The organism is Hyphobacterium indicum, assembly GCF_003129605.1.
In the GTDB taxonomy this organism is placed as follows: domain Bacteria; phylum Pseudomonadota; class Alphaproteobacteria; order Caulobacterales; family Maricaulaceae; genus Hyphobacterium; species Hyphobacterium indicum.
The window spans coordinates 1-17,313 of the sequence record NZ_QBDX01000001.1; the positions used below are offsets into that span (position 1 = coordinate 1).

The window sequence follows — 17,313 nt, forward strand, 5'->3', positions numbered from 1 at the left end:
GGACTCGAACCTCCACTTCCTTTCAGAAACCAGCACCTGAAGCTGGCGCGTCTACCAGTTCCGCCACCTGGGCAGGTGAGCAAGGCGGGCGACATACGAATTCCGCGCGCGCCTGTCAATTCGGATATCATCGCCTGAACGGCAACACACGCCGCTGTCTCAGCCCTTGCGGCCGGAGACCTTGCCGATAATGGCACTGGCATCTTCCGCGCCGCGGCGCACATGCACCAGATCGCCGGGTTCCGACCAGGCCGGGCGCAGGCTGTCAGATGCCAGAATGACAGCGGAATAATCGCCCATCTGGTCGAGAGCCGCGCGGTTGAACAGGCGCTGGGAGGCGACATCGCCTTCAAACAGCGCCCGCGGCGCGTCATCCTGCAGCAGCGAGTCGGGCGAACGTGTCGCCGGCGCCGGCGGTAGGTCCTCCCGGGCGTGTTTGCGGTAACGATAGCGTTTCATGTCAGTCCCCCTTCCCCATTCCAGGTCCCGTCAGCGCCTCTATCGGCGCCTTGCGTTTGACCCATTTGAAGCCTTCACGCTTGGTAATTACGGCGGTGTCGACCGGCCCCCCGACGCCTTCCGGACCCAGCGACATGCGCATTTTAACAGAGGTTAGATGCACAAGCGACTCGGCCAGCCAAGCCATCTCGTCCGGCGGCATGCCCTGCAGGGTCGAGGCAAACGGCCCCAGATGCATGTCCTGGATATAATCGCGCAGATAATCGAGAAAGATACGGATGAAATCATCCGACATGGCCGCGTTTTCGTGATGCAGGCGTGATTTTTCCTGCTCGCTCTTGGCGAATTCATTGATCAGCCGGTCGCCATTGGCGCGGATCAGATCGCGGAACACGGTGAGCGAATAGTCCAGAAAGGACGGATCCACGCCGTGCACCATGGAGATCATCACATTGCGCACCGCAAAGGGCAGAACGTCGGCCGGATGATCGACCGTGATCTGGCTTTCCGACCGCACGGAAACGGCCAGCCGCCCGGCAATCACGCCGTCGCTTTCCAGATTGACGAGTGCCGGGAAGGTCTCGTCTCCGCCAAAGCCCGCCACCACCAGGCCGGAGCGCGCCACGGTCTCGATGTCGGCGACCGCCAGACGGTGTAAAAGGCGCGGTAATTGCCGCTTGATGTCGGTATTCATCCGCTCACCGATGCGCGCGTGCAGCAGGCCCTGGTATTTTTCCAGGAGATCCGGGAAATTGCGCAGGAATTCGCCCTCGGTCAGGTCCGCCAGCGCCGGATGGACGCGGCGCGCCTCGACATCGCTGATCAGCGGTTCCAGCGAGCGGTTGACCAGGGCGCTGGCCTCGATCGCCCGCAGGAAGGAGGCGGTCTTGGTAAACACCGCCAGCTCGGAATCACGCAGGGTGAAATCGTGGAATGTCCCGGCAAAGTCGAAGAACGCCGCGCCCCAGTCTGCAATGGTGTCGTGGCCGGTTCCGCCATGGCGTTCGCGGAATTCCTTGATGATGACTTCCCATGGCACGCGCATGAACTCGGCATTGCCGTAGATCATCACCCCCACCGGGTGGGTGCGCGACAGGTTGAACAGCTTGTCGACACTGTCATAGGTCTTGATGCTCATGCCCGAGCCGAACGTAGCCTTGGAGTCCGCGGCCAGTGCCACGGCCTGCTTGTTCAGCAAGGCAACCTCTGCCGTCATCCCCTCAACTCACCCCGGTCGTCACGTTTTTGTTTTCGTTAACGGCCAGCCTAGCGCCGCGATCCGGCCATGAGGAGTCGGTTCGCGCGCCACGGGAATGCGAAACGCAGTGCCGCATGGACAGGCGCGCCGATTTCTGGTCTATGCAGGCCATCTTCTTGAACGCTTTCCGGAGGCATTTGGCTGATGCTGCGCGACGAAATGATCACGGTGTTTGGCGGGTCCGGCTTTGTCGGCCGCTATGTGGTTCGGGCTCTGGTGAAGAAGGGCTATCGCGTCCGCGTCGCCACCCGCCGCCCCCACCTCGCCCTGGACATGAAAGTCACCGGCGTCGTCGGCCAGGTCGAGCTGATGCAGGCCAATGTCCGCAACCCGGCTTCGGTCGCCCGCGCCGTGGCCGGTGCGCATGGCGTGGTCAATCTGGTCGGCATTCTGGCCGAGAGCGGCAAGCAGCGCTTTGCCAGCCTGCAGGCAGACGGCGCGAGGAATATTGCCGAAGCGGCGGCAGCAGCCGGCGTTCAGCGCTTTGTGCAGATGTCGGCCATCGGCGCCGATGCGGGGTCGAAATCGCGTTATGCGGCCACCAAGGCCGCGGGCGAGGCCGCCGTTCAGCAGGCTTTTCCCGGTGCGGTCATCCTGCGCCCCTCCATCATCTTCGGGACCGAGGATGAATTCTTCAACCGTTTTGCCGACATGGCGCGCTTTGCGCCGGCCCTGCCCCTGCCGGGTGGCGGCCGCATGAAGATGCAGCCGGTTTTTGCCGGCGATGTCGCCGCCAGCGTGGCCACCGCCATCAGCGATGCCTCTGTCGCTGGCGTCTACGAGCTGGGCGGACCACGCACCTATACCTACAAGGAATTGATGGCCTTCATCCTGAAGACGATCGACCGTCCGCGCCTTCTGGTGCCGGTGCCGATGTTTGCGATGTCGCTATTGGGACTGGCCGGCGAGCTCGCCGCCATTCTGCCCTTCGTCCAGCCCTTCCTGACCCGCGATCAGGTGGTCATGCTGGGCAAGGACAATGTCGTCGCGCCGGATGCACATGGCATCGGTGATCTGGGGATAACGCCGGAGACCGTTGAAGCCATCGTTCCCGGCTATCTGGAACGCTATCGCCGCTACGGCCAGTTCCACGAAACCGCCTGAGGGCGGCACGCCGTCAGACCAGCAGCCAGAATATGAGACCGGCGAGGATCAGACGGTAGACCACGAAGGGCAGAAAGCCGACGCGCTCGACAAAGCGCATCATCACGGCAATGGAAGCCCACGCCGCCAGGAATGACAGCACCGCCACGATCAGCCCGTCCGCCAGGCTTGCCGTGCCATCGCCGCCCTGCGCCAGGTCGAGCCCGGCGACCAGTGCAAAAGCGGCAATCACCGGGATCGCCATCAGCATGGAAAACCGGGCCGACTCACTGCGGCCAAGCCCCAGCGCCCGCCCGGCCGTCATCGTCACCCCGGAGCGGCTGGCCCCGGGGATCAGCGCGAAAACCTGGACCATCCCGATCAGGAAGGCGCTGCCATAGCCCAGCGTTTCCGCGGTGACATGGGTGCGGCCATACCGGTCAGCGGCCCAGAGCGGGACCGCGAATACAAGGGTCGCAATCCCGATAATCAGGGGCGAGCGGAAGAGATCGGTCTGGCCGGTCAGATAGAGCGCGCCGGCGGCGATGATGATGGGCGGCGTTGCCGCACCGACCAGCAGCGCCAGGCGTCCGCCGGGCGTCATCCGTCCCGACAGCCAGGCCAGTTTGCCCAGCGCGACATCGCGGATATCGCGCCAGAAATAGACCAGCACCGCCATCAGACTGCCGCCATGGGCCATGACATCGATGAGCGGGCTCTGGTCCTCGAGTCCGGCGGCGATCGGCGCGAGAATGAGGTGTGCGGACGACGAAACCGGGAGAAACTCGGTCAGGCCCTGGACCAGGGCGAGCAGCAGGAGTTGGGAAAGCGGCATGGGCGACTCTTGAGGCCGGAATTGATGGTCCCTTCTTGCCGCCAAGTCGTGACGAAAAAGAAAACGCCCGGCCGCGAGGGGTGCGGCCGGGCGCTCGCTGTGCGCCGTCGAAACTTGCGCGCATGCACCGGGAGGGGATTCCGGTGCGATCGGGACGGCAGATCCGTCAGCGGGGGGACGACGCCAATCCAGCGCCCCAATCAGCCGTTACATTAAAGACACGGGTCTGAAAAATGTGCAAATGAAAAATCAGAAAGAATTTGGATGTATCATTAATGTTACATGTTCTGTAACAGAAAGTGATCGCTACTGACGGCGGCCGCGGCGATCATCTTCCGGCTCGTCCAGCACGAAAAGCCGGGGGTTCAGGCGCATGCCGGTCTCTACATCCGACAGCGACACCCGCGTCGTATAGCCCAGCGAATCGGTCACGAACCATTCTTCCAGCGCATAGCTTTCAGGATTGAAGGCGAACAGGGCGGTGCCGTCCATCTCCTCATTCCGGTCCCGCGCCGCGACATAGATATAGCCGTCCTCCTGCCAGACATCGGTGACATTCGCGTCTTCGGCCAGATTCACGTTTGGCTTCAGGATCCACCATAGCGGCGTGGACCTCAGGGGCACGCGGTCAACCGTCTCCAGATCCGCATCCTCGATCGCCACGGTTGTGCCATCGGCAACGACCAGCAGCGGGGAAGGCGCATCATACTCGAACCGCAAACGGCCCGGCCTGCGGATCGACAAAATTCCGGTCGAGGCCGAGAAGTCCGGGGCAATCTGGGTGAAGCGGGCACGATAGGTTTCCACGCTGTTGAGCCAGCCATTAACCCCGGCCAGCGCGGCATCGGTGTCGAAAGCCGTCATATCGGCTTCCGCGGGCGCTGAATCCGAACTGATCTCTGCGGTGGCATCAGCAGGCGCAATATCAGCCGCGGTGTCCGCGCCAGTCTGCGCCATCAGGGCGAAGGAGAAAAAGAGCTCGATCATCATGCCGCCCATAATGCCCGCGAAATTGCGGCGGCGTCATGGCATAAGCGCAGCGTATCAGTGACCGAAGCTGATCTGCCAGGCCGAGACTTCTCCCGGCTGCCAGTGCGGTATGATCAGTACATCTCCCAGCACATAGCCGTCATTCATATAGATGCCGGCCTCTCGCGTATCGGCGAGCACGGTCAGCTGTCCATCCGGCATGAGATGATAGAGCTGCCCCGGCCACTCGCTGGCGAAATAAGCCCCCTGTCCGTCAGGTGCGATCATATCGCCATCCCCCAACCCCTCGCCGAGCACGCTGACGGTTTCACCGTCCAGCGAAATGGAGACGAACAGGCCGCCCATCGTCACCGCCAACATCCGTCCATCTTCAAGCCAGAGCCCGTTGATCGCGCGCAACGCATCATCCTCGGCCCAGACATGGACCATCCCGTCTTCCAGCACATAGATCCGGCTGGTGGCGGAATCAGAAACATAGATACGTCCATCCGGCCCGGCGGCGGCATCATTCAGGAAGCCCGCACCCGGCGCGGGCCAGCGATTGATGATCTCGCCGGTCCGGCGGTCGATACAGACGATCTGGGTGATGTCCGTGACATAGAGCCGGTCCCCCACAAGCGCCATGCCCTTGGGCGCATCCAGCCCTGTCGCCCACTCCAGTGTTTCGATCCCGCCATCAGCGGTGATGCGGGAGATGAATCCGTTGCCGTCGCGCGTATCGCCTTCGCCATTGACGTTCGACACGAAAATCAGGCCGGTCTCCGGATCGGGCAGAACGCTTTCCGGCGAGGCGAAACCGCCTGTGCGCCAGATTTCTGTGAGGCTTGCGGGTTCAACCTGCTCCGGCTCCGCTTGAGCGCAGGCAAGACAGACGGATCCGGCAACCGGGACGATGAGTGAGACAAGGGAGGATTTCAACATGGGCGGGAATATGCCGCATTCCGTGCGCCAGATAACTTCAACTTTATGTGAGCTCAGGCGACGTCACGGTCCGGCAGATAGATATCGCGTTTGCCGGAATGATCTGCGGGGCCGATCATGCCCTCGTCTTCCATGCGTTCGATCAGCGTCGCGGCACGGTTATAACCGATCTGCAGGCGGCGCTGGATATAGCTGGTCGAGGCTTTGCGGTCGCGCGCCACCACGGCCACGGCCTGGTCAAACAGATCATCGCCCGATCCGCCACCGGCCTCGTCAAAAGGTGAGGGCGTGTCATCATTATCCTCGGTGACTTCCTCGAGATATTCCGGCGTGCCCTGTTTTTTCAGATAGGCGGCGACGTCCTCGACTTCCTGATCGGAAACGAAGGGTCCGTGCAGGCGGCGGATTCGGCCTCCGCCGGCCATATACAGGAGATCGCCCATGCCCAGCAATTGCTCTGCCCCCTGCTCGCCCAGAATGGTACGGGAGTCGATCTTCGAAGTGACCTGATAGGAGATGCGGGTCGGGAAATTGGCCTTGATCGTGCCGGTGATGACATCCACCGAAGGCCGCTGCGTGGCGGTGATCATGTGAATGCCCGCCGCGCGCGCCATCTGCGCCAGGCGCTGGACGGCCCCCTCGATTTCCTTGCCGGCGACCATCATCAGATCGGCCATCTCGTCGATCACCACGACGATATAGGGCATCTTGACCGCCTCGATGGTCTCGGTCTCGTACATCGGTTCGCCGGTTTCACGGTCATAGCCCACCTGCACGGTGCGCTCCAGCGGCTCGTCCTTTTCCAGCGCTTCGGCCACGCGTTCATTGAAGCCGGCCACATTGCGCACGCCGATCTTGGACATGCGCAAATACCGGCTTTCCATCTCGCGCACCGTCCATTTCAGCGCGGCGACGGCTTTTTTGGGGTCGGTGACGACCGGAGAAAGAAGGTGCGGAATGCCGTCATAGACCGACAATTCCAGCATTTTCGGATCAATCATGATCATCCGGCACTCATCCGGCGACAGCCGGTAGAGCAGGGACAGGATCATGGCATTGATGCCCACCGATTTCCCCGAGCCGGTCGTTCCCGCGATCAGGAGGTGCGGCATGCGGGACAGATCCGCCACAAAGGGTTCGCCATTGATGGTCTCGCCCAGCGCCATCGGCAATTCCGCCTTGGACGCCTCGAAGGCGGAGGAGTTGAACAGGGCGCGCAGGAAAACCGTTTCGCGCCGCGGATTGGGCAGTTCGATGCCGATCGCATTCTTGCCCGGCACCACGGCAACCCGTGCTGCCGTCGCACTCATCGAGCGGGCGATATCGTCAGACAGGCCAATGACCCGCGAGGATTTCACACCGGCCGCTGGTTCGAATTCATAGAGCGTGACCACCGGCCCGGGCCGCACCTGTCCGATTTCGCCGCGCACGCCGAAATCCTCCAGCACGCCCTGAAGCAGTTCGGCATTCTGCTGCAGCGCCTGCGCATCGACCGATTCCGTGCGCACCTGTGGCCGCACCAGAAGATCCAGCCGGGGCAGTTTGAAGCCGCCACTCTGGACAAAGGGCAAAGCCCCCTGGGCTTCACGCGCCTCCCGGCCGGAGGCGCGGGATTTGCGCACGGGCGCGACTTTTACCGCAGGCGAAACAGGCTCAGCCTTGCGGCGCCTTGTCCGCGGGCGTGGCGCGTCAACAATGTCATCCCTGTCATCGGCCCCGGCCTCGCCTTCCCGCCAGGGCAGGCGGCCCAGCGCCGCATCAACCCAGACCCGCAAGGTCGCCCAGGCCAGGCTCGCCGTATCGGCGGCGGCAACAATGTCGGACGGGCGCAGGCCGAAGCTGAAGAACACGCCGAGAATGGAGACCAGCAGGCCGATCCCGCCGGCCATCGCCATCGGAGCCGGCACGCCCAGCGCAGTCAGAGGGTCGGCGGCAGTAAACAGCAGGCCATCGCCCAGTACTCCGCCCAGACCCACCGCAAAAGGCCAGGCTTCGGGAATCGGCAAGGCGGAAACCGCCATCGCAAATCCGAGAAGGGCAAAACCGGCAGCGAGAAAGCGCAGCAGTTTGAAACCGAAGGAGCGCGGCTGATAGCGGCGCGTCATCTTCATGACGCCCCAGACCGCCAGCACCAGCGGCACACCGCCGGCCGCCCAGCCCAAAGTCTGCAGCAGGAGGTCGGACAGGATCGCGCCGAACGCGCCCAGCGCGTGGGTCACGGCATGAGAAGAAGCGACATTCCAGCTCGGGTCCAGCGGATTGTGATCCAGCAGGGCAAAGCCGGTCAGCCCCGCCAGCGCCAGCAGCAGACCGCCCGTTATCCAGGCACCCAGACGCGACATCCAGCCGGAACCCGCACGGCGGACCCGGCCCGAAATATCGTCGGAAGAGACAGCATCATAACCCGCCATGCGCGCATTCAATCGCGAAAGCGTGAGTCGATGGTAAATACGGGTTAAGATAATGCTGTGGGAGGATGGCCCACATGACCCGCACTTTTGACATCAAAGCCACCGTTGCGGCGCTCGCCCCCGCTTCCTGTCGGGCCCGAATGTTGATGATCAGCAACACTAGCGCTTCCGGCGGCCGCTTACTTGTTAAAATGGGGCCTGCGTGGGCCGGGAAAAGACAGCCTCGCTAATCAAGCGGGTCTCCGCTTCCGCGTTCGCCAGCCAACGATGCCTGTGACGAGCAGTAGGATGAGCGACCCGATTCCCATCCACAATAGCATGGCATCAATGGACATCAGGAACATCAGGCTATCGATATTGCCGGTTTTCCAGAAGACCCATTCACCCGCTAGTTGGGTGGCCAGCATTTCGCTGCCGGTCGACAGAATCACAATCCCGTCTCCGGTCGCCGGGTCGAGGCGGGCAACCGTGTTTATGGCAGGACCATTTTTTCCGTCATGCCCGATTATGTATCCACCCACATTGTTGGGGGCGTAGAGCATGGGCCCGATCCCCCATATATCCGCGCCCATCTGCGACGCATGAGGGGTCTGCATCAAATCCAGTGACGCCTCGGTCAGGACAGATTGAGCACCCGGCGCTGCCTGCGCATTGATGAAAATGGCGAGGTCGTCGGCGGACGTGAAGAGCGATGTGGCCGCCAGCGCCGTATACCAGCGGAAAAGTTGGGTATTGCCGTTCAGGTCATAATTTTCGGCAAGGCCCAGTCGTAGCGCCTCTTCATGATCGAATGTGGTGCGCTCCATGCCGAGCGGGACAAAAACGCGCTCGGACATGAACTCGGCAAAGGACTGACCGGACACGCCTTCGATCAGTAATTGAAGAATTGTGTAGCCGCCGCCGGAATAATTCCATTCACTGCCCGGCTCGGAACCCAGTTCGACAATCCCGCTATTTCCCGGCGACGCATCGCGTGCGCGTATCAGCGACTCTTCGAGCGTCTGAAGGTCCTCCGGGCCATCAAATCCGTCATATCCCAGACCATCGCCCAGCCCGGCGGTGTGGCTGAGCAGCCGCCGGACCGTCACACCGGACGTATCAAATTCGCTGTCAGGCAATTGCCAGCGGGTGAGATAGTCCGAAACCGGATGATCGAGATCGATTGCGCCGTCTTCAACCAGCGTCATGACGCCCCAGGCTGTCAGCCATTTGCCGAGCGAGGCCGCCTGGAAGACCGAAGATCCGTCAACTGGATCACCCGTCGAGAAGCTGTAGCGCCGGGTAACAGCGCCGGCTTCCAGAACCAGAAGGACCAGATTACCCGAATGGTCACGCTCGACAATCCGGGTAGCCGCCTCAACAAAACTCGCGGCGTCGTCTGCTGGCGTCAGAGCGGACCGGCCCCAGCCCTCACTCGTCGCAACAAAGACCAGCACAATCCAGGCTGTGATCGCCGCAACCATGCCAAGAGACAGGAAGACTATGCGTTTCATATCAGATCTCCGATTCTTATGCGGCTTATGCCGGCGCACTGCTGATGAGCGCGATTGCGGCAAGGATGTAGAGTCCGGCGGTCAGAACGCTGCCGAGTGACCGGATATGATTGAGCCGGGTCCAGCGGCGGCCATAGACCTGCCAGTAGGCTGCGGCTTCAGGGCTTGCCGGATCGAGTGAATCCAGACGGTTATTCATCGGCACATTGCCAAACAGCGTCATAAGGAAGACCGACGGAATATAGATGGTCGGTGCGAGGAAGAGCGCGGCGAGCGCCGGGCCCTCGACGGCCGAGGCACCATAGACCGCAAACAGGATCGACAGCACCGGGATCAACAGGATTCCGGCCACGAACTGGGTCCGGATCACGGTCTTGTTGATCTGCTGCATCGCCTGGATACCGGCGTTGGGTTCGGCCCGCAGCAGGCCGGCCATGATGAATTCGGAGAAGGCGGAAAACACACCGCCAACAATAGCGCTCCAGAGCGCCAGGAAGGCGCAGGCATAGAGGGGCCATTCATGGGTCATGATTCTTGTCCTTGATTTGATGACAGAAAAGGAAGGCGTTCAGACGATGACGCCGTCGAATTCGTCCTCGTTCCGGCCTTGCTGTTTCCGGGATGGCGAGGCGAGCCAGAGGGCTGAAAGCGTGGCTGCGATGCCCAGCTCGATCACCATGGCGGCGATGAGGGAGTCCGGCGGCAAGCCGTGCAGCATCAGGCTGATAAGTCGCCCCGCGCCATAGCTGCCGTAGAGGGTGGCTCCGATGGCCAGCGCCAGTTCGGCAAAGCGGATTCTGACGGCGCCGGCCAGCATGACGGCGCTGGCAACCAGAAGAACGCCGCCGGGTGCCGCCAGCTCGGACATCAGTCCGGGGTCGCTGTCGATGACAACATGGCTCATCGCCAGGAAGTCTTGCGGGACCAGGATCAGCGCACCGCCAATCCCGCCCAGAAGTGCACCGGCTGTGGCCAGAGCGGATCGTGTAACAAGCCGGTTCATTGTGCCGTCTCCCACACACCCGTCGCGGCAACATCGCGGGCATAGTCCGCAAAATCTTTCGGAGGCCGGCCCAGCGCACGCTGGATACCGTCGGTCAGATGCGCATTTCGGCCATCCAGAACGGTCGAGAACAGATAATCCAGCATCCAGACAACATCTTTTGGCGCGCCGGATTTTTCGACTTCGGCGACAAAACCGTCATGCGGCACATCCACATAGACAATTTCGCGACCGGTTGCCTGCGACAGGTCGGCGGCGACATCGGCGAGGCTCATCAATCGCGGGCCGCTGACCTCGTAGATTTCGCCAATATGCCGGTCTTGTGTGAAAGCGGCCACGGCCACATCGGCGATGTCATCGACATCAACAAAGGGCTCGACCTGATCGCCGGCCGGCAGTGTAATCGTGCCGTTCTGCACCATGTCGATGAACGCGCCTTCGGAGAAATTCTGGTTGAACCAGCTGGCGCGGACAATGGTCCATTCGAGGCCGGATGACTGGACAATCCGCTCGCACGCTTGCGCTTCTTCCTCGCCGCGTCCCGAAAGCAGGACCAGCCGTTTGACACCGGTGCGTTTGGCAAGAGCGACGAAGGCTGCAATCGCGTCGGCCGCGCCTGGCATGGCGAGATCCGGCGCATAATTGATGTAGGCAGCGGATACGCCGTCGAGACAGGCCTCCCAGCCTTGCTCATTGTGCCAGTCGAAAGACGGCACCGAGCCGCGCGATCCGATGCGGACCGCCTGGCCGGCAGCTTCCAGGCGCTCGGCGACGCGCCGTCCGGTCTTTCCGGTGCCGCCCAGTACGAGGGTGAGGCCTTGTGGGGTGATTTGCGTGTTCATTGACTTGCTCCATTTGGGGTTTGCAAGTCGAGGCATAAGGGTCGGCGGCATCCGTCTCTTGCCCGCGCGCGTCAAAGATTTGACCGATCACGTCAAAGACGGTTTTTCAGTCGTTGCCGGACCCCAGCCGGTAGGAGCGGGGCGTTTCACCTGCCCATCGTTTGAAGGCACGGCTAAAAGCGCTCTGCTCGGAAAATCCCGTCAGGAAGGCCACTTCAGCCAGGCTGTAGCTTGTTTCGCGCAGCAGTCGCCGGGCCAGCTCCTTTCGCGCCATATCCACGACGCTCTGGAAGGAATGCCCCTGTTCCGAAAGCCGTCTTTGAAGCGTGCGCGATCCAAGGCCCAGTTTCGACGCAATTCGCGACAGATTCGGCACGCCATCGCTGAGCTCTTCGGTCACCGCCCGCCGGACTTGCGGTTCGAGCGCGTCATCGACGTTCAGCGAGGCCAGCTCTTTCTCCAGATGCCGATCAAAGAAACTGGCAATCGTTTCATCGCCGAGCCGGTTGGGCGCATCGATCTGCGCCTTACTCACCTGCAGGGCATCGCGGCCGGATTCGAAATGAACCGGACATCCGAAATGGCGCTCATAGGCTGCAACGGGGCCTCTCGGCGAATGCTTGAAATGAACAGAAATCGGCTGGAAATCGGCCGTCGTCACCTCGCGGCAGATCACATCCACTGCCGCCATGCTGGCTTCATTCGACAACAGCATGCCGGCCCGACCGTCGCCGGACTTTTCGAGGCAGAAGAATAATTCCCCGCCGGATTGTTCGAGATGATAGGTTTCAGCGCTCCCCAGAACGTGGCCATAGCGCTCTGAACGCGAATAAGAGCCGCGCAGGCTGGGCGCGGATTTCCAGGCGAGGCCGAAAGCACCATACTCATCCGTTCGCATCGATGCTCCGATACGCCACGGCAATGAAAGTCCGTTCGGATCCCGATCCGCCATCGCCTCGAAGAAATCATAATAGTCTGCCGACGCGATCAGATGCGCCGGGTCAATTGCTCCGCCGGGGTCCAGCCCCAGCGCCTCCAGCAAATCTTGCGTTTCAACGCCCGGCGATACCTGGCTGATGACCTTGTAGACATAGAGAGATGTAATCTTCGACATGTCCAAAGCTATAGGGCATTTTTCGCATCGTCCGAAGCAAATCCGGGTCGAGCCGCTATTTCGTCATTGGTGTAACGGTCTCGGCTGACCCTGCGGCAGTGCGCCCCTTTCGCGTTCAGCCAACCCGTATAAAGTCATGCGCCATGACAACGTCTTTCGATAGTGATGTGATTGTGCTCGGCGGCGGGCTGGCAGGACAGACCCTGGCGCTGGCGCTGGATCAGGCCGGCGTGTCGGTGACGCTGGTCGATGCCGCCCCGCTGGACGATATGCTGGCACCGGAATTCGATGGCCGCGCTTCGGCGCTGGCCTACACCTCTTTCCGCATGCTGGAAGTGATTGGCGCCGCAGACCGCATGCGCGAGCATGTCCAGCGGATCGAGCATATTCTGGTCTGCGATGGCCGCCCTTATGGCGGACCAAGGCCCGGCGGTCCGGGGCCGCACACCCTGCATTTTGACCGCCGTGAAATACACCCGGAAGACGAGGGTGAGCCTTTGGGCTGGATGTGTGAAAACCGCCATACCCGCCATGCGCTGACCGCCTGTCTGAAAGCACGCAAGGACATAAGGCTGGTCGCGCCGGTCAAGGCGGATCGCTGGGCGCATATTCCCGGCGGAATCGAATTGTATCTGGACGATGGCCACGTCCTGCGCGCGCGCCTTCTCTGCGCCAGTGATGGCAAATTCTCCCGCTCGCGTCAGCAGGCCGGCACACGCACCGCCGGCTGGGGCTATAACCAGACCGGCATTGTCGCCACCGTCGAGCATGAACAGCCGCATGAAGGCGTCGCCTATGAATACTTCCTGCCGGGCGGCCCCTTTGCCATCCTCCCGCTGCCGGGCCATCGGTCCTCGCTTGTCTGGACCGAGCGCACAGACATCGCCAACGCCATCCTGAAACTGGACGCGGACGGCTTTCAGGCCGAGCTCGACAAGCGTTTCGGAGATTTTCTCGGCGCGGTGAAGGAAACCGGCCCGCGCTGGGGCTATCCGCTGTCGGTGAAATTCGCCGAGCGGTTTTATGAAGACCGCATCGCCTATGTCGGCGATGCCGCGCGCGGCATTCACCCGCTGGCCGGGCAGGGCTTCAATCTGGGTATTCGCGATGCGGCCGCCCTGGCCGAGGTTCTGGCCGATGCCAAATCCCTGGGGCTGGAGCTCGGCTCACCGGTCACGCTGCAGCGCTATGCCAAATGGCGCAAACTCGATTCCATGGGGCTGGTCGCGGCCACCGACATGTTCAACCGTCTGTTTTCAAACGATATCGGCCCGCTGCGCCTGGCGCGCGGGCTCGGTCTGTCACTGGTCGACAGAATTCCCGCCGCCCGGCAATTCTTCATGCGTGAAGCGGGCGGCGAGACCGGTGATCTTCCGAAACTGTTACGCGGCGAAACGCTCGCGGCTTAGCTCAGGCGACGCCGATCCTTGGTTCGCCGCCATCCTGTGCCTCGGAGGGACCGAACGCCCGGTCCAGCACATTGGTGGAATCCTGCGCCAGCTCGATGGCGGCGGTCAGGTGTTCCAGCACCTTCATGTTGTTGGACAACACTTTCAGTGCCTCCGGACGGTGGTCCCCGGCAATCTTGGTACAGCGGATCAGAACGTCCGACCGCAATTCCATCAATATTTCTTCCAGCTTGTGACCAGCCGGATTAGAGTCTGATTTTAGAAAACGGGTCATATCCGTCTCCTTTCCATCCACAGAAAGCAGCATTAGAGCAGAAACGCGTTAATTTTCGGCTGACAGCAATCGGATACGATTCGAATTGATACTGACTCTAGCCATTCTGGGCGGTGCGATCTGTCTTTTTCTGATCGCCATCCTTGCTGCCAAACGTCCTTTCGGGGCGGCGGATGGCGGCCTGTTATTCTGGCTGGCAGCACAAGGCGGCGCTTTCGGGACAATCGCGGTCAGTACAGGCATTCCCGAATTCTGGCCGATTGTCTGGCTGTCGCTGGGACAATTCCTGCTGTTCTGTCTGGGGCCTGCCCAGCTGATCTATGCACGCGCGAGTCTGTCCCGGCCGCTGGATATCTGGCCACAGATCGGGGCCATGGCCGGTGTCGCAACGGTGCTGGCGCTCCTGCCGCTCATCGTGCAGCTGGAAACGCGCTCGGGCGCCATCATTGCCAATTCCGCGCCGCGCTGGCTGATCTTTCTGCCCCTCGTGGCGCTTCTTGTTTCAGCTGCATGGCCGGTCATGGTGCTGCACATGGCCCGGCAGATGCGGCGCAAACTGAAGGACCGGTATTCCAATCTGAAAGCGATCGATCCAGGCTGGATGGAGGTCTGGGCGATTTCATCGCTGATTGTCATTCTCGCAGCGTTGCTGGCTGTGCCCACGTCCACCTTGGACATTTGGCCGGTCAATGTGCATGTTGTGGCCTTGCTCGGCTTTCAGATCCTGCAAGTGGCCTATGTCGCCCATCGCGGCCTGACTCGGCCCGGCATTTTCCTGTCGGCTCCGGCCAGCCCGGTCCGGCCTGCAGTCGATATCGCGGCCGCCCGCGCCGATTTCGAGGCGGTGAAGCGCCGTCTCGCCGAGAGCCGTCTTTTTCTCGACCCCGTCCTGACCGCCCCTCGGCTGTCGGACGAGATGGGATGGGCGCCCGAGCGCCTGACGCAGGCATTCCGGATCGGCGGCGAAACCAGTTTCCATGACGCCGTTCTGTCGGCCCGCCTTCAGGAGATGGAGCGGCTGGCCCGGGATCCTGCCAATGTGCGCGTGACCACGCTGGCGCTCGGCCTTGATGCGGGATTTGGCTCAAAATCTGCCATGTATGAGGCCTTCCGGCGCGAGTTGAACACCTCGCCCGCGGCTTGGCGGCGGCTTTTTGTGCATAAATAAAGCACTGAATATTCTAATTAAAAACGTCCGGTTTGTCTTTCTATAGCCTTCCGGACGACGCGCTGGCGTTAAGCGGCTTGTCTACGCTCCGACATCTTCAACCGGTCATCACGGAGCCAGAACATGACATCATCTCACACCGCATTCGAACCCCCCAATCGTAAATTCAAGATCATTCCGGCATTTGCTGGCGGGCTGGAAGTCGTCCTGCTGATCGGCGCGTCCACCGGCGCGGCGGTCATGGCACAGTCCCTGTTCACACCCTCGCTGGGCGAAGCATTGGGGCTCGCAGGCAATGAACAGAACCTTCTGGGCGGCGCCTGGACAATGTTGCGGATTTTCGCTGTCCAGTATGGCGTACTGATCGGCCTGGCGGCGCTGTTCGGTCTTCTGCGCGGCCGCCATAGCCTGAAAAGTCACGCGCTGGGCAAGGGCAATCTCTCGACGCTTGGCATCATCAAATGGGGTGTTGCACTGGGCCTCGTCGCCGGCGCGCCGGCCACGCTCGTCCTTTTCCTGCAGGATGTGGCCCCGTTCGGGCAGGACACGCCCGTCTGGGCGGCCTTGCGTGAAACGCCATGGGATATGCGCTTCTGGACATTTCTCTTTGTCGGCAGTTTCGGTCTGGTGCCACTGCTAGAGGAAGTGACATGGCGGGGTTATGCGCTGGGCCGGATGACGGAAGTTATCGCGCCGGGTGCGGCCATCCTCTTTACGTCCGTGCCCTTTGCGCTGTTGCACGTGCAATATGCCTCCACCGATCCGGCCATGATCGCCACCAGCGTTTCGGTCATGGTTGCCAGTCTCGCTTTCGCCTTTGCCACCTTGCGCACCGGCACAATCTGGCCGGCTGTTCTCGGACACGCCATCATCAACTTGCCGGCGGATAGCTGGCTGGGCGCGGTTCAGCTCGGCCTGGCCGTTCTCGTTTTGATTGCCTTTTTCCGGCCGATCACGGCGGAAATCGGCAAATGGATCGCGCTCTTCTTCCGCTGGACCACCCTGCAGGCCTTTGTCGCACTGGTGCCGGTGATCCTTCTCGCGGGACTTGCCATGGCCTTTCAGGCCTATGCCTTTTGGATCGCGCTTGCGGTCTTTGTTCTGACGCTGGGCCTCGGTCTGATCTATCGCTCGGCCTGGCGGCACAAGCCCGCTTGATCCGGGGCGCGCAATCGGCATGCTGCCTCCCGCACAAGTAACGGGAGGCAGTCATGGCTGAAAAGATTGGCGCACAGAAAGCGGTTTCGGACCTGTCCGGATGGGACGTGGTCGACGGCCGCGATGCCATCCGCAAGGTTTTCCGCTTCGCGGACTTCAATGAAGCTTTCGGTTTCATGTCGCGCGTGGCGCTGAAAGCCGACCAGATGGACCACCATCCCGAATGGTTCAATGTCTACAACAAGGTGGATGTCTTGCTGTCGACGCACGACGCCGATGGCGTGACTACGCTCGATCTCGACCTCGCCCGCTTCATGGACGGCATTGCCTAGCGCCTTCCCGGCGGCAAATGCTAGTTTTCGTGTATGATCACCATGCCGAGCAGGACATCGGCTTCTCCGGCTCCCAGCACATCGTCCGTGGCCTGCTGCAGAAGCGCGGCAATCCGGTCGGCATCCGGCACATCGCCATAGCGGTAATTGGCGCCGGTATACATGGCGAGTGCCGACGTATAGCGGTCGCGCAGGCGCGGCATCATCTGCGACGCCCGGCTGCGCTGGCGGCTGTCGCGAATTTCCAGCCCGGCCTCGATATGCAGGATACCGCGCAGGCGGAAGTCGGAATGCACCGTCGCCGTCAGCGGCGTCAGCGGCACATAGGCTTCCGACGACGTGATCGGCCGGTGCTGGCGGCTGCTGCCGGATTGCGCCGGAGCTTCAGCCCCGTGGGCTTCGGCCTGACCGCCGCCACCCCCGCCGCCAATGGCAAGGGCGGGCGCGGCCGGAAGCAGCGCAAGGGCCGCAAGAAGGGGAAGGACATGTTTCATAAGTCGCTCTTTACCAGAAGAGCGTAAAAAACCGGTTCCGAAGTCATCCGGATTTGTCCGGTTCTCGTA

The 17,313-nt window shown here is 61.8% G+C and carries 18 protein-coding genes; 5 read left to right on the forward strand and 13 right to left on the reverse strand.

Annotation, left to right across the window (positions count from 1 at the left end):
- Nucleotides 1-159: 159 nt before the first annotated feature.
- Both DBR16_RS00005 and DBR16_RS00010 read right to left on the reverse strand, forming a co-directional pair.
- Nucleotides 160-459, reverse strand: a complete 300-nt coding sequence (locus DBR16_RS00005) for a hypothetical protein (protein ID WP_109259200.1) — start codon at nucleotides 457-459, stop codon at nucleotides 160-162.
- A gap of 1 nt (nucleotide 460) precedes the next feature.
- On the reverse strand, nucleotides 461-1,675 hold the full coding sequence (locus DBR16_RS00010; protein WP_109259201.1) for a hypothetical protein: 1,215 nt from the start codon (nucleotides 1,673-1,675) through the stop codon (nucleotides 461-463).
- Nucleotides 1,676-1,861: 186 nt separating this feature from the next.
- Here DBR16_RS00010 and DBR16_RS00015 point away from each other — a divergent pair, with 186 nt between their 5' ends.
- The gene (locus DBR16_RS00015; protein WP_109259202.1) at nucleotides 1,862-2,821 is read left to right on the forward strand and encodes a complex I NDUFA9 subunit family protein; all 960 of its coding nucleotides are present in this window, start codon (nucleotides 1,862-1,864) and stop codon (nucleotides 2,819-2,821) included.
- Nucleotides 2,822-2,834: 13 nt separating this feature from the next.
- On the opposite strand, the gene DBR16_RS00020 is transcribed toward DBR16_RS00015, so the two are convergent.
- From DBR16_RS00020 to DBR16_RS00060, 9 genes are all read right to left on the reverse strand, one after another.
- Entirely contained in the window at nucleotides 2,835-3,635 is an 801-nt protein-coding gene (locus DBR16_RS00020) for an undecaprenyl-diphosphate phosphatase (protein WP_109259203.1), read from the reverse strand.
- A 306-nt stretch (nucleotides 3,636-3,941) separates the two neighbouring features.
- Nucleotides 3,942-4,622: a LolA family protein gene (locus tag DBR16_RS00025; RefSeq protein WP_161539332.1), complete on the reverse strand. Its 681-nt coding sequence runs from the start codon at nucleotides 4,620-4,622 to the stop codon at nucleotides 3,942-3,944.
- A 57-nt stretch (nucleotides 4,623-4,679) separates the two neighbouring features.
- Nucleotides 4,680-5,546: an SMP-30/gluconolactonase/LRE family protein gene (locus DBR16_RS00030; protein ID WP_109259205.1), complete on the reverse strand. Its 867-nt coding sequence runs from the start codon at nucleotides 5,544-5,546 to the stop codon at nucleotides 4,680-4,682.
- A 53-nt stretch (nucleotides 5,547-5,599) separates the two neighbouring features.
- Nucleotides 5,600-7,957 (reverse strand): FtsK/SpoIIIE family DNA translocase, encoded by a 2,358-nt coding sequence (locus DBR16_RS00035; RefSeq protein WP_109259206.1) that lies wholly within the window; start codon nucleotides 7,955-7,957, stop codon nucleotides 5,600-5,602.
- 230 nt (nucleotides 7,958-8,187) lie between these two features.
- On the reverse strand, nucleotides 8,188-9,450 hold the full coding sequence (locus DBR16_RS00040; protein WP_109259207.1) for a serine hydrolase domain-containing protein: 1,263 nt from the start codon (nucleotides 9,448-9,450) through the stop codon (nucleotides 8,188-8,190).
- Nucleotides 9,451-9,475: 25 nt separating this feature from the next.
- A complete protein-coding gene (locus DBR16_RS00045; RefSeq protein ID WP_109259208.1) occupies nucleotides 9,476-9,979 on the reverse strand; it encodes an anthrone oxygenase family protein in 504 nt (167 codons plus the stop codon).
- A 39-nt stretch (nucleotides 9,980-10,018) separates the two neighbouring features.
- Nucleotides 10,019-10,453 carry a DUF4345 domain-containing protein gene (locus tag DBR16_RS00050; RefSeq protein WP_109259209.1) on the reverse strand — a complete coding sequence of 145 codons (435 nt, stop codon included), beginning with the start codon at nucleotides 10,451-10,453 and terminating at the stop codon, nucleotides 10,019-10,021.
- Complete coding sequence (locus DBR16_RS00055) at nucleotides 10,450-11,295, reverse strand: NAD(P)H-binding protein (protein WP_109259210.1); 846 nt, start codon at nucleotides 11,293-11,295, stop codon at nucleotides 10,450-10,452. The genes DBR16_RS00050 and DBR16_RS00055 overlap by 4 nt, the downstream gene beginning before the upstream one ends.
- A gap of 106 nt (nucleotides 11,296-11,401) precedes the next feature.
- The gene (locus DBR16_RS00060; protein ID WP_109259211.1) at nucleotides 11,402-12,409 is read right to left on the reverse strand and encodes an AraC family transcriptional regulator; all 1,008 of its coding nucleotides are present in this window, start codon (nucleotides 12,407-12,409) and stop codon (nucleotides 11,402-11,404) included.
- 143 nt (nucleotides 12,410-12,552) lie between these two features.
- On the opposite strand from DBR16_RS00060, the gene DBR16_RS00065 reads away from it, so the two are divergent.
- Nucleotides 12,553-13,818, forward strand: a complete 1,266-nt coding sequence (locus DBR16_RS00065) for a UbiH/UbiF/VisC/COQ6 family ubiquinone biosynthesis hydroxylase (RefSeq protein WP_109259212.1) — start codon at nucleotides 12,553-12,555, stop codon at nucleotides 13,816-13,818.
- Nucleotide 13,819: 1 nt separating this feature from the next.
- Here the strand turns inward: DBR16_RS00065 and DBR16_RS00070 are convergent, their stop codons facing one another.
- Nucleotides 13,820-14,092: a histidine kinase gene (locus tag DBR16_RS00070; RefSeq protein ID WP_109259980.1), complete on the reverse strand. Its 273-nt coding sequence runs from the start codon at nucleotides 14,090-14,092 to the stop codon at nucleotides 13,820-13,822.
- Nucleotides 14,093-14,177: 85 nt separating this feature from the next.
- Between DBR16_RS00070 and DBR16_RS00075 the strand changes: the two genes are divergently transcribed.
- The 3 genes from DBR16_RS00075 to DBR16_RS00085 all read left to right on the forward strand — a co-directional run bounded on the left by DBR16_RS00075 (nucleotide 14,178) and on the right by DBR16_RS00085 (nucleotide 16,750).
- Nucleotides 14,178-15,260, forward strand: coding sequence for a helix-turn-helix domain-containing protein (locus DBR16_RS00075; protein WP_109259213.1), 1,083 nt, complete (start codon nucleotides 14,178-14,180; stop codon nucleotides 15,258-15,260).
- A gap of 123 nt (nucleotides 15,261-15,383) precedes the next feature.
- On the forward strand, nucleotides 15,384-16,418 hold the full coding sequence (locus DBR16_RS00080) for a CPBP family intramembrane glutamic endopeptidase (protein WP_109259214.1): 1,035 nt from the start codon (nucleotides 15,384-15,386) through the stop codon (nucleotides 16,416-16,418).
- 53 nt (nucleotides 16,419-16,471) lie between these two features.
- Entirely contained in the window at nucleotides 16,472-16,750 is a 279-nt protein-coding gene (locus DBR16_RS00085; RefSeq protein ID WP_109259215.1) for a 4a-hydroxytetrahydrobiopterin dehydratase, read from the forward strand.
- 20 nt (nucleotides 16,751-16,770) lie between these two features.
- Here the strand turns inward: DBR16_RS00085 and DBR16_RS00090 are convergent, their stop codons facing one another.
- Nucleotides 16,771-17,244 carry a hypothetical protein gene (locus DBR16_RS00090; RefSeq protein WP_109259216.1) on the reverse strand — a complete coding sequence of 158 codons (474 nt, stop codon included), beginning with the start codon at nucleotides 17,242-17,244 and terminating at the stop codon, nucleotides 16,771-16,773.
- Between the last annotated feature and the right edge of the window lie 69 nt (nucleotides 17,245-17,313).